This is a genomic window from Nocardia aurea (assembly GCF_003123685.1).
Taxonomy (GTDB): Bacteria; Actinomycetota; Actinomycetes; order Mycobacteriales; family Mycobacteriaceae; genus Nocardia; species Nocardia aurea.
Genome location: NZ_QCYJ01000127.1, coordinates 136,584 through 152,396, shown reverse-complemented (window position 1 = coordinate 152,396; position 15,813 = coordinate 136,584). Strand labels below are relative to the sequence as shown.

General features: G+C 67.4%; 12 protein-coding genes. 9 read left to right on the top strand and 3 right to left on the bottom strand.

Annotation, left to right across the window (positions count from 1 at the left end; genetic code table 11):
- Positions 1-26 precede the first annotated feature (26 nt).
- Entirely contained in the window at positions 27-989 is a 963-nt protein-coding gene (nrdF, locus tag DAT37_RS29495) for a class 1b ribonucleoside-diphosphate reductase subunit beta (protein ID WP_109528146.1), read from the bottom strand.
- Positions 990-1,563: 574 nt separating this feature from the next.
- On the opposite strand from nrdF, the gene DAT37_RS29490 reads away from it, so the two are divergent.
- On the top strand, positions 1,564-3,684 hold the full coding sequence (locus tag DAT37_RS29490) for an MMPL family transporter (RefSeq protein ID WP_109528145.1): 2,121 nt from the start codon (positions 1,564-1,566) through the stop codon (positions 3,682-3,684).
- A gap of 25 nt (positions 3,685-3,709) precedes the next feature.
- Here DAT37_RS29490 and DAT37_RS29485 read toward each other — a convergent pair whose 3' ends face one another.
- The gene (locus tag DAT37_RS29485; protein WP_109528144.1) at positions 3,710-4,780 is read right to left on the bottom strand and encodes an ABC transporter substrate-binding protein; all 1,071 of its coding nucleotides are present in this window, start codon (positions 4,778-4,780) and stop codon (positions 3,710-3,712) included.
- Between the two features lie 109 nt (positions 4,781-4,889).
- On the bottom strand, positions 4,890-5,684 hold the full coding sequence (locus tag DAT37_RS29480; protein WP_109528143.1) for a VOC family protein: 795 nt from the start codon (positions 5,682-5,684) through the stop codon (positions 4,890-4,892).
- 275 nt (positions 5,685-5,959) lie between these two features.
- On the opposite strand from DAT37_RS29480, the gene ctaD reads away from it, so the two are divergent.
- The 8 genes from ctaD to DAT37_RS29440 all read left to right on the top strand — a co-directional run bounded on the left by ctaD (position 5,960) and on the right by DAT37_RS29440 (position 15,792).
- Positions 5,960-7,702: an aa3-type cytochrome oxidase subunit I gene (gene ctaD / locus DAT37_RS29475; protein ID WP_109528142.1), complete on the top strand. Its 1,743-nt coding sequence runs from the start codon at positions 5,960-5,962 to the stop codon at positions 7,700-7,702.
- Positions 7,703-7,893: 191 nt separating this feature from the next.
- Positions 7,894-9,120, top strand: a complete 1,227-nt coding sequence (gene serB / locus DAT37_RS29470) for a phosphoserine phosphatase SerB (RefSeq protein WP_109528555.1) — start codon at positions 7,894-7,896, stop codon at positions 9,118-9,120.
- Between the two features lie 328 nt (positions 9,121-9,448).
- Complete coding sequence (locus tag DAT37_RS29465) at positions 9,449-10,288, top strand: peptidyl-tRNA hydrolase (RefSeq protein ID WP_109528141.1); 840 nt, start codon at positions 9,449-9,451, stop codon at positions 10,286-10,288.
- Positions 10,289-10,636: 348 nt separating this feature from the next.
- Positions 10,637-11,470 (top strand): ABC transporter ATP-binding protein, encoded by an 834-nt coding sequence (locus tag DAT37_RS29460; RefSeq protein WP_109528140.1) that lies wholly within the window; start codon positions 10,637-10,639, stop codon positions 11,468-11,470.
- 205 nt (positions 11,471-11,675) lie between these two features.
- Complete coding sequence (locus DAT37_RS29455) at positions 11,676-12,449, top strand: NUDIX hydrolase (RefSeq protein ID WP_232840120.1); 774 nt, start codon at positions 11,676-11,678, stop codon at positions 12,447-12,449.
- 61 nt (positions 12,450-12,510) lie between these two features.
- Positions 12,511-13,287 (top strand): enoyl-CoA hydratase-related protein, encoded by a 777-nt coding sequence (locus DAT37_RS29450; protein WP_109528139.1) that lies wholly within the window; start codon positions 12,511-12,513, stop codon positions 13,285-13,287.
- Positions 13,288-13,624: 337 nt separating this feature from the next.
- The gene (locus DAT37_RS29445; RefSeq protein ID WP_109528138.1) at positions 13,625-14,602 is read left to right on the top strand and encodes a class I SAM-dependent methyltransferase; all 978 of its coding nucleotides are present in this window, start codon (positions 13,625-13,627) and stop codon (positions 14,600-14,602) included.
- Positions 14,602-15,792 carry a class I SAM-dependent methyltransferase gene (locus tag DAT37_RS29440; protein ID WP_109528137.1) on the top strand — a complete coding sequence of 397 codons (1,191 nt, stop codon included), beginning with the start codon at positions 14,602-14,604 and terminating at the stop codon, positions 15,790-15,792. The genes DAT37_RS29445 and DAT37_RS29440 overlap by 1 nt, the downstream gene beginning before the upstream one ends.
- Positions 15,793-15,813: the final 21 nt, after the last annotated feature.

Genomic DNA, 15,813 nt, shown 5'->3' with positions numbered 1-15,813 from the left:
CGGGGCCTTCGTGTGCGGAGACGGACTCAGAACTCCCAGTCCTCGTCTTCGGTGTTGACGGCTTTACCGATGACGTAGCTGGAGCCCGACCCGGAGAAGAAGTCGTGGTTCTCGTCGGCGTTGGGGGACAGGGCCGAGAGGATGGCCGGATTCACGTCCGTCTCGTCCTTGGGGAACAGTCCCTCGTAGCCGAGATTCATCAGCGCCTTGTTGGCGTTGTAGCGCAGGAATTTCTTGACGTCCTCGGTGAGGCCGACTTCGTCGTAGAGATCCTGGGTGTACTCGACCTCGTTGTCGTAGAGCTCGAACAGCAGCTCGAAGGTGTAGTCCTTGAGCGATTCGCGTTCGGCCTCGGAGACCAGCTCCAAGCCCTTCTGGTACTTGTAGCCGATGTAGTAGCCGTGCACGGCCTCGTCGCGGATGATCAGGCGGATCACGTCGGCGGTATTGGTGAGCTTGGCGCGCGAGGACCAGTGCATCGGCAGGTAGAAGCCGGAGTAGAACAGGAAACTCTCGAGCAGCGTGGAGGCGACCTTGCGTTTGAGCGGGTCGTCGCCGTTGTAGTAGTGCAGCACGATCTCGGCCTTGCGCTGCAGATTCCGGTTCTCCTCCGACCACCGGAACGCGTCATCGATCTCGCGCGTCGAGCACAGCGTCGAGAAGATGGAGCTGTAGCTCTTGGCGTGCACGGATTCCATGAACGCGATATTGGTGAGCACCGCCTCCTCGTGCGGGGTCAACGCGTCGGGAATCAGGCTGACCGCGCCCACGGTGCCCTGGATGGTGTCGAGCAGCGTGAGGCCGGTGAACACCCGCATCGTCAGCTGCTTCTCGTCGGCGGTGAGGGTGTTCCACGAGGGGATGTCGTTGGACACCGGAACCTTCTCCGGCAGCCAGAAGTTGCCGGTCAACCGGTCCCAGACTTCGGCATCCTTCTCGTCGGGCACCCGATTCCAGTTGATGGCCGACACCCGATCGATCAGTTTCATCCTGCCTCCACACCTTTCCGCTGAGCACGCTACCGTCACGGATTCGTCGCTCCGAACACTACTCCTAGTGGGTGACATGTCCATGCAGCACAACACCTTGTGTCCTGGTGGAGTGCGTCGGAGAGGAGGAACGTCGGGCGACATCGCCTGCGGCACCTCATTGTGCGGCACGTCCGCGTCGGCGCACGCGGGGGTATGCCCTGACGGCCGAATCGATCGCTGAGAACTTGCTGCACCACCGTGAAAAGTGGTCACGGCTACGGTGTCTGTTTGCCGGGGCGTCGGAAATCCTCCCGGGCATGTATAGGCATCTATACATGCGCGACGCGCGTCCGTCGAATCCGAACGAAGTGTCCGATAGCGGAATTCGGACCGATAAGGACCCGGGTAGCGCGGCCGATAACGAGTGGTCAGCCGCCGCCCGGACCCGTGGCGCGCGGCGATTCTGCGCACCTCCGCCCGCCGAGCGGAGACGACCGGCGAACCCTGTCCGGCAATGAAGATCACACAAACGTATTGTCGGGATGCGTACGTACGATACGGCCGTACTGCTGCTGCACGAGGGGGCCCGGCGATGTCCGCACCAACCGATCCGGATATGAACGACCTGCTCGGCACACTCGCACGGATTCCGAGCGGGCGCCGGAGCAAATGGGTCGTGCTCGGCGTGTGGATCATCGCGTTGTTCGCCCTGTTCCCGCTGGCGGGCAAACTCACCGACGCGCAGCAGAACGACAGCGTGAACTGGCTGCCCGACAGCGCCGAATCGACCCAGGCGTATCGACTGGCGGAATCGTTCGGCAACAGCGAGCAGATCCCGCTGGTACTGGTCTACGAGCGCACCGGCGGCATCACCGAAGCCGACCGGACGGCGATCGCCGCCGACGCGCGCCGGGCCGCCCAGGTCGAGCACGTGGTCGCGGACAAGATCTTCGGTCCGATCCAGTCCGATGACGGTCAGGCGGTGGAAGTCCTCGTCCCGATCGAGATGGGCGCCGAGGGCTGGAGTCGGCTGGCTGTCGTCGTCGAGGAGATCAAGGACGCGGCGGGTGAACGGCCCGACGGGCTCTCCCTGCACGCCACCGGTCCGGCGGGATTCGGCGCCGAATTCGGTGAGGCCTTCGCGCAGATCGACGGTCTGCTGCTGTACGCGGCCGCGGCCGTGGTCATCGTGATCCTGCTGCTCACCTACGGCCCCATGCTGTGGGTCCTGCCGCTGCTGGCCGCGGGTTTCGCGCTGATCATCGCCCAGGGCGCCGTCTTCGGGGCTACCGAAGTCGGTCTCACGATGAACGCGCAGAGCCAGGCGATCCTGGCCGTTCTCGTCTTCGGCGCGGGCACCGACTACGCGCTGCTGCTCGTGGCTCGATATCGCGAGGAATTGTGTCGTCACGAGGACAGACACGAAGCCATGGCCGTCGCGCTGCATCGGGCCGGACCTGCCGTGCTCGCCAGCGGTGTCACCGTCATCATCGGCATGCTGGCGCTGCTGGTGGCGGAATTGAACTCGACCAAGGGCATCGGCCCGGTCTGCGCGATCGGCGTCGCCGTCGCGTTGCTGGCCATGCTCACGCTGCTGCCCGCGCTGCTCGTCATCGTCGGCCGGTGGATCTTCTGGCCGCGCCACCCCAGTTTCGGCAGCGTCAATCACACCGAATCCGGAATCTGGGCCAGGGTCGGATTCGCCGTCAACCGCAGGCCGCGCACCGTGTGGATCGGCACCGCGCTCGCGCTCGGCGCGCTGGCGCTGGGAACCATCGGCCTGGAGTCCAACGGCATCGCGAACAAGGACGCCTTCGTCGGGAGTTCCGAGGCGGTCGACGGAACCGAAGTCCTGGAACGACATTTCGACGCGGGCACGGGTAACCCCGTCATCGTCATCGGTCAGGCCGCGCGCGCCGACGCCGTCATCTCGGCGCTGCGGTCGACCGAGGGCATCACCGCCACCGCCCAACCGGTGGTCAAGGACGGACTGGTCTACGTCGAGGGCACGATGGCGGATCCGCCGGACAGCCCGGCCGCCGACGCCACCGTCGATCGGGTGCGCGCCGCCGTGCACGTGGCCGACCCCGATGCCAAGGTCGGCGGGCAGACGGCGGTGATGCTCGACATCAAACGCGCGGTGTCGCACGACAACAAGGTCATCGTGCCGCTGGTGCTCGCCATCGTCATGGTGATCCTGATGCTGTTGCTGCGTTCGGTACTGGCCCCGGTCCTGCTGACGGGCACGGTGGTGCTGTCCTATTTCGCCGCGCTCGGATTGAGCCGCTGGATCTTCGACCTGCTCGGATTCGAGGGCACCGATCCGGGGCTCCCGCTGCTGGCCTTCGTCTTCCTGGTGGCACTCGGCATCGACTACAACATCTTCCTGATGTCGCGGGTGCACGAGGAGGCGGCCAAACACCGCACCAAGGCGGGCGCGTTGATCGGACTCGCGGCGACCGGAGGTGTGATCACCTCGGCCGGACTCGTGCTCGCGGGCACCTTCGCGGTGTTCGCGACGCTGTCCGTGGTGAGTTTCGCCCAGATGGGCATTCTCATCGCCCTCGGCGTCCTGCTCGACACCATCATCGTGCGGTCGATCCTGGTCACCGCGCTGACGCTGGATATCGGCGACCGGATCTGGTGGCCGAGCGCGCTGTCACGCCCGCGCGCGGAGGCGAAGGCCGAACCCGAGGCCAGCCTGATCGACTGAGCCTCGGGTTCGGTCGGGTGACGTCTCAGTCGGTGACGTAGCCGTTGAGCGTGCCCCGCAGATCGAACAGCAGGGCGCGCGCGGCGGTGAGCCCGTCGCCGTTCCACACCGAATCCTCGACGGCGAAGACGCGGTGGTCGGTGGCGGCGCCGAGATCCTTCCACTCGTCGGTGCGCAGGACCTTCGCGCCGTACTCGCGTCCGTCCTCGCCCGCGAAGTCGACGTAGATGATGTCGCCTTCGGCCCCGGTCGCGAATTCGTCGGAGGTGATGTCGGCGGAGGCGCCGCGTTGCGCGGTGGGCCGCTGCACACCGGCGTCTGCGAGAACCTGTCCGGCGAAACTGTCGTTGCCCTGGATCCGAACGGTGCCGGGGGTGAAACGCAGCACCGAGGCCTGACTCTGGTTGGCGGCGATGGAATTACCGATTTCGCGCGCTTCGATGCGGTAGTCCTCCAGGGCCCGGCCTGCGGCGCCGCGCCGGTTCATGCCCGCGGCCAGCGCGGTGAACTCGGCCTGCCAGCTGGTGGAATCGCCGACGAGAACGGTGGGAGCGATACGCTGCAACCCATCGAAACCCGCAGTCGGGGAAGGGGTTTCGCCGAGAATGAGATCGGGCTTCAGTTCGGCGATCTTCGCGAGGTCGGGCTGTCCGGTCGCGCCGACCCCGGGAATCTCGGTGACGCCGTACCCGAGATAAGCGGGCTGGGGGCGCGGTCCGTCCAGGGTCGCCGCGCCGACGACGCGTTCCCACAGGCCGAGCGCGCACGCGGCGTCCAGCGCCGAGGTACTCAGTACGACGATGCGCTGCGGATCGGCGGGTACCTCGGTGACACCGGAGGCATGGGTCACCGAGACGGTGCCGCCCGCCTGATCGGGCGCACTCGGCAGCGGGCAGGCCTTGGAGGTGTCGCGGTCGAGTCCGACCACGCCCGCGCCCGCGATATTGGTCGTGGTGCGGATGATCGAACTCGGGTCGTCGGTCTGCCCGGCACAGCCTGCGAGCGATAGCGCGGCACAGGCCGCTGCCACGGCGGCCGCGCCGTATCGGGTGGCGGTTGTGCGATTTCGGATGGTTACGAGTGCGCTCACCGGCATGCGAGCGAGGGTACATTGCCCGATCGCGCCGCTCCGAGTCGGCGGGGCGGGCACCGGGGCCCGGCTCCCGGCGTGCGAGGCGTTCCGGGAGCCGGTACCGACGAGCCGATCACACCACGTCGCCGCCCAGGTGGAAACGCGCTCCGGTGGCATCGGCGACCGAGGCCATGCGGCCGTACGGTGTGTCCTCGGCCGGGGCGAGAATCGTGCCGCCGAGTTCGACCACTTTCGCCACGGCCTTGTCGACATCGTCGGCGCCGAAGTACACGGTCCAGCCCGTGGGGGCGTCTTCGGGCAGGACCGACGCGTCCATGACACCGCCGAGCATCGGGCTCGTCGAATGGATGGTGGTGTAGCGGAATCCGGGCTGTTCGGGCATGGCGAGGGTGTCGTCCCAGCCGAAGACATCGCGATAGAAATCGAGCGCGGTCTCGTAGCGGCGCGAATGCAGTTCGAACCAGGACGGCGCGCCGTCGTGATCGCGCCATTTCCCGTCGTTGACGATGGCGGCGGTCTCGATCCCGGGGAAGGTGCCCGCCTGCCAGATGCCGACACCCGCCTCACCAGGATCGCCGAGCACCGCCATCACCCCGAGATCGCCCACTTCCATCGGCGGGACGACGATCGTGCCGCCGTGCGCGGCGGCCTTGTCCGCGGTGGCGCGCGCGTCGGGCGAGGCCAGATAGACCGTCCACTGATCCGGGCCCTGCGGGCTGTCGGGCATCTTGCCCATGCCGCCCGCGACGGCCTTGCCGTTCTTGCGGAAGGTGATGTAGCCGCCGAATTCCGGTCCGCCACGTTCGGCGGTCCAGCCGAAGAGTTCGCCGTAGAAGGCGATGCTGCGGTCGGGATCGGCGGTGTAGATGTCGACCCAGACCGGGTCGCCTGCTTTGGGGTGCGTCATGGTCGGTCTCTCCTTGCAGGTTGTCGAACACTGGTAGGGGTGGAGACGTCATCGAGGGGCGGAACTCATCGGTGCACGCCAGGTCGGGTTCCGTGGCGGCAGGTACTTTCGTTGCTTCTCACGAAATACGACAGAGAGTAGGACCCGCGCGGACCGACGGGGCTGCACGGTTTACGATCACATGAGCGCAAGCGAACTGTCGTCTGTTCCGGTCACGGAATGGATCCAAGCAGCGGAGCCTGCAAAGCGACCTACAGGCATCTTCAGGAGGATCAGTGACTGCGGTAGAGCCCAGACCAGTCCCTCAGTTGGAAGCGACTCGACCGTATCCGGCTCGGACCGGGCCGAAGGGTTCTTTCCTGTACAAGATGGTCACGACGACCGACCCGAAGGTCCTCGGCGTCATGTACCTGGTGACCGCGACGAGCTTCTTCCTCATCGGTGGTCTGATGGCGCTGCTCATGCGTGCCGAGTTGGCGCGCCCGGGCCTGCAGTTCCTCTCGACCGAGCAGTTCAACCAGCTGTTCACCATGCACGGCACGATCATGCTGCTGTTCTACGCGACCGCGATCGTCTTCGGTTTCGCCAATATCGTGCTACCGCTGCAGATCGGCGCGCCCGACGTCGCCTTCCCGCGACTGAACGCCTTCAGCTACTGGCTGTACCTGTTCGGCGCGAGCATGGCGACCGCGGGTTTCATCACCCCCGGCGGCGCGGCGGACTTCGGCTGGACGGCGTACGTGCCGCTGACCGACATCCTGCACTCGCCCGGTGTCGGCACCGACCTGTGGATCCTCGGCTTGGCGGTCTCCGGTCTCGGCACCATCCTCGGCGGCGTCAACATGCTCACCACCGTGGTCTGCCTGCGCGCTCCCGGCATGACCATGTTCCGCATGCCGATCTTCACCTGGAACATCGCCGTCACCAGCGTGCTCGTGCTGCTCGCATTCCCGCTGCTCACCGCCGCGCTGTTCGGCCTCGCCTACGACCGTCACCTCGGCGGGCACATCTACGACCCGGCCACCGGCGGCATTCTGCTGTACCAGCACCTGTTCTGGTTCTTCGGCCATCCCGAGGTGTACATCATCGCGCTGCCGTTCTTCGGCATCGTCTCGGAGATCTTCCCGGTCTTCTCGCGTAAGCCGATCTTCGGTTACACCACGCTGGTCTACGCCACGCTCGGTATCGCCGCGCTGTCGATCGCGGTGTGGGCGCACCACATGTACGCGACCGGCGCGGTGCTGCTCCCGTACTTCTCGTTCATGACCTTCCTGATCGCGGTGCCCACCGGCGTGAAGTTCTTCAACTGGATCGGCACCATGTGGCGCGGTCAGTTGACGTTCGAATCGCCGATGCTGTGGTCGCTCGGCTTCCTGGTGACCTTCCTCTTCGGTGGTCTGTCGGGTGTCATCCTGGCCTCGCCGCCGCTGGACTTCCACGTCACCGACTCGTACTTCGTCGTCGCGCACTTCCACTACGTGCTCTTCGGCACCATCGTGTTCGCCACCTTCGCGGGTATCTACTTCTGGTTTCCGAAGATGACCGGCCGCATGATGGACGAGCGCTTGGCGAAGTGGCACTTCTGGACGACCTTCATCGGCTTCCACACCACCTTCCTGGTGCAGCACTGGCTGGGCGCGGAGGGTATGCCGCGCCGCTACGCCGACTACCTGCCCTCGGACGGTTTCACCACGCTGAACACCATCTCCACCATCGGCGCGTTCATCCTCGGCGGCTCGATGCTCCCGTTCGTCTGGAACGTCTTCAAGAGCTTCCGTTACGGCGAGGTCGTCACGGTGGACGATCCGTGGGGTTACGGCAACTCGCTGGAATGGGCGACCACCTGCCCGCCGCCGCGGCACAACTTCTACGAGCTGCCGCGCATCCGGTCCGAGCGTCCCGCGTTCGAACTGCACTACCCGCACATGGTCGATCGCATGCGGGCCGAGGCCCACGTCGGTTGGGGTTCGGGCAAACACGCGACCGACGTCCACGAGGGCGCGGTAGCCACCAAGTAGGGCCCGGGCTCATCCGGTCGCGGCTCGGGGTCACGGACCCACGCGGTCGTGCCGCGCACTAGGATTCGTACGACGAGTGTGCACCCGCTGGTCATCCAGCGGGTGCACACTCGTTTGGTGAGGTAGAAGCCCCGAATGGTAGCGACAACGGTGACGCGGCACAGGGAGAGGGCGTACAGGACTTGGAGCACATCGACTTGGCTGACACCATCGTTCTCGTCACCGTGACCGGACCGGACCGACCCGGCGTGACGTCGGTACTGCTCACGGCGATGTCGAAACATCACGTCAGCCTGTTGGACGTGGAACAAGTCGTCATCCGCGGACATCTGACCCTCGGCGTTCTCGTCACCTGCCCCGGCGATCCCGAATCGTTGCAGGACCAGGTCGAGGAAGCGATGAGCACCGTCGGCATGCACGTCGACGTCGACGTGGACGCGCGTATCGGCAGACAGCCCATGTCGACACACGCGGTGGTCGTCCTCGGCAGCCCGGTCACCGCGCACGCCTTCAGCGCCGTGTCGCGACAACTCGCGGTACTCGGCGCGAATATCGACACCATTCGCGGTATCGCCGACTATCCGGTGACCGGTATGGAACTGATGGTCACCGCGACCGACACCGGCGCCGACACGGATTCGCGGCTGCGCACGGCGCTGGCCGAGGTCGCGGTGACCGAGCAGATCGACGTCGCGGTGGAACGGGCCGGGCTGGCGCGCCGGAGCAAGCGGCTGATCGTTTTCGACGTCGACTCGACCCTCATCCAGGGCGAGGTCATCGAGATGCTCGCCGCGCACGCGGGCGTCGAGGAACAGGTCAGGGAGGTCACCGAAGCGGCGATGCGCGGCGAGATGGATTTCGCCGAATCGCTGCGTCAGCGGGTGGCCACCCTGGCGGGCCTGGACGAATCGGTCATCGAAGAGGTGGCCGACCGCATCGAGCTCACGCCGGGCGCCCGCACGACCATCCGCACCCTGCGGCGTATCGGTTTCCGGTGCGGTGTGGTGTCCGGCGGCTTCCGCCAGGTGATCGAACCGCTCGCGCACGAGCTGGAACTGGATTTCGTGAAGGCGAACACCCTGGAGATCGTCGACGGCAAGCTGACGGGCCGGGTCGTCGGCGAGATCGTCGACCGGGCCTTCAAGGCGACGGCCCTGCGCGCGTTCGCGGCCGAGGCCGGTGTCCCGATGGAACAGACCGTCGCGGTCGGTGACGGTGCGAACGATATCGACATGCTCAACGCGGCCGGTCTCGGCGTCGCGTTCAACGCCAAACCCGCGCTGCGCGAAGTGGCCGACGCGGCGCTGTCGCACCCCTACCTGGACGCGGTGCTGTTCATCCTGGGTGTGACCCGCGACGAGGTCGAAGCGGCGGATGCCAGGGACGGCGGGGTGCGCCGGGTGCCGATCGTCGGCTGAACGCGAGCAGCCGTCCGGCCTTGCTCGAAATCCCCACGGCGCGAGCCGTTTCGGTTCATGATTTTTTCCAGACCCGAATCGGTAGGCTCGGGTGGTCGGCCATTCGGTGATGCGGAGGGTGGGTTGCGGGAATCCTCGTGTTGTCGCGCTGCCGCCGCCCGCCGGATGTCGAGACGGCGAGGCGGATCGAGTCGGGGCAGTTCGACGTCGAATCGGCCCATCGCCGGGAATGCGGCGGGGGATCGCCCGCTTGTGTTGGAGTACGCGCGGCCGTGGGACCACGGTGTGGAGCCCGCGCGGAAGTTCACGTCGACGCAAGGTGGAGTGAATGAGTGATCCGGACAGCGCTACCGGGACCCGGGGCGGCACGATATCGGTGACCGAATACGACGCACCCTTCGGAACGGAATGCGATCCCTACGATCCTTCGGCCGGATTCGAGGCGTTCCGCGTGCGGCACGCGGAATTGGCGCGGGGGTACGGGGGTGCGGGTGATCCCGACGACCCGGATCAGGTGCAGGCCATGCAGATGGTGCTGCATCTGCCCAAGGCCGACCCGCCCCCGCGCAGTGCGCTGCTGGCCGCCGCCGCCTCGTCGGTGGTCGCGCTGTGCCTGGACGAGCGGGTCGGCCCGGGAGGGCCGTGGGAGGACCGATATCTGGCCTGGAAGAACTCGCGCATCCGCAAGGTGGCCAGGCGTGCCCGGGGCGCGCAGTGGGCGGCGGCCGACGGGGTGGACGGTGTCACCGTCGAGGTCGACGGCGTCGCTGCGCGGGCCCTGGTCCCCGGTGCGGTCAGCGCCGTCGACCCGCGGATCCGGCGGTTGCAGATCGGCGGCACCGATATGGACCACGACGAACCGGGAGCGCCGGACCCGGATCTTCCGGTGCTGTGGATCAATTCGAAGTTGGGGATGACGGTGGGCAAGGCCGCCGCCCAGGTCGGCCATGCCAGTATGTTGCTGGCGGGCGCACTTTCACCCGAACTCGCCTGGCGCTGGGCCTCCAGCGGCTACCGTTGTTCGGTGCGCGAGGCCGATCCGGTCCATTGGCGGTCGCTGGGGCAACGGGTGTCGGAGGGGTCGGCGGTGGCGGTGCGCGACGCGGGTTTCACCGAAATCGCTCCGGGTTCGCTGACGGTGATTACGCTGCCTGCCGAGACCTGGTGACGGTGACGTCACCCGATTAACGAAAGGCGCGTGCTAGGCGATCAGTCCGTGATCCCGGACTCCGGGTTCGGTCCCGGGGAATTCGGGTACCCGTCCATGGAGACCGCTCCGGAGGAGGTCGACGTATGTCCACTCTGATGCTCGTTCTCGTTGCTTGGTTGGTGCTCTCGTTTCCACTGGCGCTACTCGTCGCCAGGATGTTCCGGTCCCACGGTGGCCCTCCGGTCGGTCGCGAGCGGATCGCTCGCCCGGCCGAAGGGCCTCGCCGCCGCCGATCCCGTGCGCGAATGCCACGATCCGAACGTCCGGCGTGGGTCGGGCGGGCATCCACGGCCCATGTGAGCCAAGATGGAGCGCGTGCCACAACCGGATCCCGATCTGCTCATTGACTTCTCCGAAGTGACAATCCGACGTTCGGGTCACACCCTCGTCGGTCCGGTCACCTGGCAGGTCGAGCTCGACGAACGCTGGGTCGTCCTAGGACCCAACGGCGCGGGTAAGACCTCCCTGCTCCGCATGGCGGCCGCCGAGGTGCACCCGACCTCGGGAACAGCGCATCTGCTCGGCGAAGTGCTCGGCAAAACCGATGTCGGCGAATTGCGCCCGCGTATCGGACTGTCCTCCGCCGCGGTGGCGAGCCGCGTGCCGCGCGACGAGAAAGTCAGAGATCTCGTGGTGTCGGCGGGATACGCGGTGCTCGGCCGCTGGCGTGAGCGCTACGACGACGTCGACACCGACCGCGCCATCGACATGCTGGAAAGCCTCGGCGCCGAACATCTTTCCGATCGCACCTACGGCACGCTGTCGGAAGGCGAGCGCAAACGGGTGCTGATCGCGCGTGCCCTCATGACCGACCCGGAACTGCTTCTGCTCGACGAACCCGCCGCTGGCCTGGATCTCGGTGGCCGTGAGGAATTGGTGGAGCGGCTCGGCGATCTCGCCGCCGATGCCGACGCCCCCGCCATGGTGCTCGTCACCCATCACGTCGAGGAGATCCCGCCGGGTTTCACCCACGGCCTGCTGCTCAACGAGGGCGAGGTCGTCTCCCAGGGTTTGCTGACCGATGTTCTGACCTCCGAGAACCTCAGCGACGCCTTCCGTCAGTCGATCACCCTCGACCGGGTCGACGGACGGTACTTCGCCCGCAGGAGTCGCCGGGCGGGCAAACACCGCTCGCGATGACGGGAGCCGGGCAATCAAATCGCCTTAGATTGCCCGGAGTTCGCCCGTCGACGGTTCGCGCTTCGACGACTACCACACCCGGCGCGGGCCGTTCGGTCCCGGCAGCCGATCCCGACGCGTCGACGGGCGTTATGGTGCTGGAGTGAGTGAGACAGATACGCAGGATGACTCTCAGGTCCCGCCGCTCAAGGACGCCTCGACGGTGATGGTGGTGCGTGACGGCGACGCGGGCCCCGAGATATTCCTGCAACGCCGGGCCGTGGCGATGGAATTCGCCGCGGGGATGACGGTTTTCCCCGGCGGCGGCGTCGACCCGTCGGACGGCACCGCGGAGATCGCGTGGGCCGGTCCGGCACCCGCGTGGTGGGCCGAGAAGTTCGCGATCTCCGAATCCCGCGCGAAGGCGCTGGTCTGCGCGGCCGTGCGCGAGACATTCGAGGAATGCGGGGTGCTGCTCGCCGGTCCGACCGCCGACACCGTCGTCTCCGACAGCGCGCGGTACCGGGAGGCCAGGGGCAAACTGGAACGCCGCGAATTGTCGCTGGCGACCTTCCTCGCCGAGGAGGATCTCGTCCTGCGCGCGGATCTGCTCAGGCCGTGGGCGAACTGGGTCACCCCGATCATCGAGCCGCGTCGCTACGACACCTACTTCTTCGTCGCGGTCCTGCCGAGTGGGCAGCGCGCCGACGGTGCGACCTCCGAGGCAGACGAAGTGCGTTGGCACACTCCCGCCGCCGCGTTGGATCGGTGGCGTGCGGGCGCGGACGTGCTGCTGCCGCCGACCTGGACGCAATTGGACCTGTTGACCCGTTTCGCCTCGACCGCCGAGATCTTCGCCGCGGATCCGGTGATCACGCCGATCATGCCCGTGTTCACCCAGATCGACGGTCTGGACGCCCTCGATTTCCCCGACAACCACCGCTATCTGGCCGATCTGCCCGACCGCACCCGGTTGCGGGGCTCCTCGCGTCCCTCGTGACGGCCACCCGAGTGGCGTCCGGGATGACGGGTTGCGCGTAGGCGGGCGGTAGCGTGCTGCCATGGCCGAATTCGTGACCCTGGATCTGCTCGAGGGCGATGCCGAGCGCGGCGTGGCGGTGCTCAGGATCGCCCGCCCGCCGATGAACCTGTTCACCGTGCAGGTGGTGCGCGAGGTCGCCGCGGCCGCCGCGGCCGTGGCGGCGGACAGCGCGATCGCCGCCGTCGTCGTCTACGGCGACGAACGGGTCTTCTCCGCCGGTGACGATCTCGCCGAACTCGCGGCGATGAGCCAGGGCCAGGCCGAGGCGATGGCCGCCGATGTGCAGGACGCCCTCGGATGTCTCGGCCGGATTCCGCAGCCCACCGTCGCCGCGATCAGCGGTTACGCGCTCGGCGGCGGTCTGGAGCTGGCTCTCGGCGCGGATCGTCGAATCATCGGCGACAACGTCAAACTCGGTTTCCCGCAGATCAATTCCGGTCTCATCCCGCTCGCGGGCATTCGCAGGCTGGCACTGCTCGTCGGCCCGGGCGCGGCCAAGGATCTCGTGTACACGGGCAGGTTCGTCGAACACGAGGAGGCCGCGGCGCTCGGACTCGTCGACGAGGTCGTCCCGCCCGATGACGTCTACGCCGCCGCGCTGCGCTGGGCACGCCGTTTCGTCGGCGGTCCGGCCCGTGCGCTGGCCGCCGCGAAGGCGGTGTTCGAAGCGGGTCCGCACGGTCTGGATCGGGCGCGTACGGAATGGGCGGATCTGTTCGGCACCGAGGACCGTCGCATCGGCACCGAGTCGTATCTCGCCGACGGTCCGGGGTCCGCGTCCTTCGTCGGCCGCTGACCGTACGCGGTCGGGTGGCGCCGATGCTGAGCACCGTGACAGCACGTCGCGCGCTCTGTACTCTCGGTCGAGCGCGTACGGCGGAGTACTCGGCACGACAGTACCGACGAGTAACTGAAACGCGTTTCACCTGGGCATTCGGCTCGGATTCGGCTCGGCACCGTGCGGGAACCCCTGCGTACGGCGCGTAACCGCAGGGTTGCGTCGATCCGGACCAGTGCTGAGGAGTGAACGAACGGGACCATGTTCGGTACCGCCGGACGGGTCTGCTCCGATGCCCGTCCGCCGACCGGTCCGCTGAACCACGAAGGCATCAGAGAGGATAGGCTACGCATCCATGACGGTCCACCCCGACGACCCCGCGCCGAACCCGCACGCCACCGAGGCCGAGGTCGAAGCAGCGCGCAAGGATACGAAACTCGCTCAGGTTCTCTACCACGATTGGGAGGCGGAGACCTATGACGACAAATGGTCCATCTCCTATGACGAGCGTTGTATCGCCTACGCGCGCGGACGTTTCGACGCCGCTGTCGGCCCCGCTCCGCTGCCGTACGAGCGGGCTCTCGAACTCGGATGTGGCACCGGCTTCTTCCTGCTGAACCTGATGCAGGGCGGCATCTCCAAGTCCGGGTCGGTCACCGATCTGTCGCCGGGCATGGTCAAGGTGGCGCTGCGCAACGCCGAACATCTCGGTCTCGATGTCGACGGCCGGGTGGCCGACGCCGAGACCATCCCGTACGACGACGACACCTTCGACCTGGTCGTCGGCCACGCCGTGCTGCACCACATCCCCGATGTGGAGCTGGCGATGAAGGAATGCCTGCGCGTGCTCAAGCCGGGCGGGCGGTTCGTCTTCGCGGGCGAGCCGACGACCGTCGGCAATTTCTACGCCCGCTGGCTCGGCCGCATCACCTGGAAGATCACCACGACCGTCACCAAACTGCCCGCGCTCGCCGGATGGCGTCGGCCGCAGGAGGAACTCGACGAGTCCTCGCGCGCCGCGGCGCTGGAAGCCGTCGTCGACCTGCACACCTTCGATCCGAGTCACCTCGAGACGATGGCGCGTTCGGCCGGTGCGATCGAGGTCAAGGCCACCACCGAGGAATTCGCCGCCGCGCTGTGGGGCTGGCCGGTGCGCACCTTCGAGGCCGCGGTGCCCGCCGAGAAGCTCAGCATGGGCTACCGACTGGCGATGTACCGCGCGTGGTTGGGTCTGAGCTGGCTGGACGAGAAGATCATGAGGCGGGTGGTGCCGAGGCAGCTGTTCTACAACGCCATGATCACCGGCGTGAAGCCGGGCGCTTCGGGCAAGTAGTGGGCTACGGCTTCAGCCGGGAGGACGTCGACTTCCTCGGCGGCGCGGCGGGTCGCGCCGCGCTCGCCGAGGTGGACGGGCTGGAGCTGACGCCGGCGACGCACCTTCGCGATCTCGAACAGGTGCGTCGCCGATACGACGCGTCCGCCGCCGCCCTCGTCGACACCGTGCGGCTGCGTCGCCGGGCCGCCCGCAAACTGCTCGACGCCCGGCAGTGGCTGTTCACCGACGACGCGATGCAGCAGGCGACCCCGACCCTCGTGGCCAGGCAGCGCGCGCGCCGCCTGGCCGGTCGCGCGGTCCACGATGTCACCTGCTCCATCGGAGCCGAACTCGTCGAACTCGCCCGCACCTGCCCGAGCGTCATCGGGAGCGATCTGGACGACGTCCGCTTGGCGATGGCCGCCAACAATCTTTCCGCGACGCCGACCACGGCCGGTCGCGCGGTCCTTCTCCTGCGGGCCGACGCGCTGCGCCCGGTCACCGTCGGCACCGTCGTCGTCGCCGACCCCGCCCGCAGGACCGAGGGCAGGCGCACCAACGATCCCGCCGCCCTGCAACCGCCGCTGCCCGATCTGCTGTCCGCCTACGCGGGCCGCGATCTGGCGGTGAAATGCGCGCCGGGATTGGATTTCGACCGTCTGGACTGGGCGGGGGAGATCGAGGTCGTCTCCCTCGACGGCGCCGTGCGCGAGGCCTGCCTGTGGTCACCCGGACTGACCGACATCGGCGTCACCCGGCGCGCGAGCGTGCTGTCCTCCTCGGGCGCGGTATTCGAGCTGACCGACGCCGACGCCGACGAGATCCCGGAGCGGCCACCGGGGGAGTGGATCATCGACCCGGACGGGGCCGTCGTCCGTGCCGGACTGGTTCGCCACTATGCCGCGAGATACGGTCTGTGGCAATTGGATCCGCGTATTGCCTATCTCACCGGCGACAGCGTCCCGGCTGGTATGCGCGGCTTCCGCGTCATCGATCGTATGGAGTTGCGCGAGAAGACCTTGCGCAAGGAACTCGTGCGGCGCGACTGCGGCGCGCTGGAGATCCTGGTGCGCGGCGTGGACGTCGATCCGGACGCGCTGCGTCAGCGTCTCAAACTCCGTGGGGCCCAGCCGTATACCTTGGTGATCACGCGAATAGGGCGCGCCGCCAGTGTCTTCCTGTGCACCGCCCACCGCGACGGGCACTGATCCGCGACATCTGGTGTACCC

Coding starts and splice junctions, on each gene's coding strand:
- nrdF (WP_109528146.1), bottom strand. CDS start 989: ATGAAACTGATCGATCGGGTGTCGGCCATCAACTGGAATCGGGTGCCC.
- DAT37_RS29490 (WP_109528145.1), top strand. CDS start 1,564: ATGTCCGCACCAACCGATCCGGATATGAACGACCTGCTCGGCACACTC.
- DAT37_RS29485 (WP_109528144.1), bottom strand. CDS start 4,780: ATGCCGGTGAGCGCACTCGTAACCATCCGAAATCGCACAACCGCCACC.
- DAT37_RS29480 (WP_109528143.1), bottom strand. CDS start 5,684: ATGACGCACCCCAAAGCAGGCGACCCGGTCTGGGTCGACATCTACACC.
- DAT37_RS29465 (WP_109528141.1), top strand. CDS start 9,449: ATGAGTGATCCGGACAGCGCTACCGGGACCCGGGGCGGCACGATATCG.
- DAT37_RS29460 (WP_109528140.1), top strand. CDS start 10,637: ATGGAGCGCGTGCCACAACCGGATCCCGATCTGCTCATTGACTTCTCC.
- DAT37_RS29455 (WP_232840120.1), top strand. CDS start 11,676: ATGGTGGTGCGTGACGGCGACGCGGGCCCCGAGATATTCCTGCAACGC.
- DAT37_RS29450 (WP_109528139.1), top strand. CDS start 12,511: ATGGCCGAATTCGTGACCCTGGATCTGCTCGAGGGCGATGCCGAGCGC.
- DAT37_RS29445 (WP_109528138.1), top strand. CDS start 13,625: ATGACGGTCCACCCCGACGACCCCGCGCCGAACCCGCACGCCACCGAG.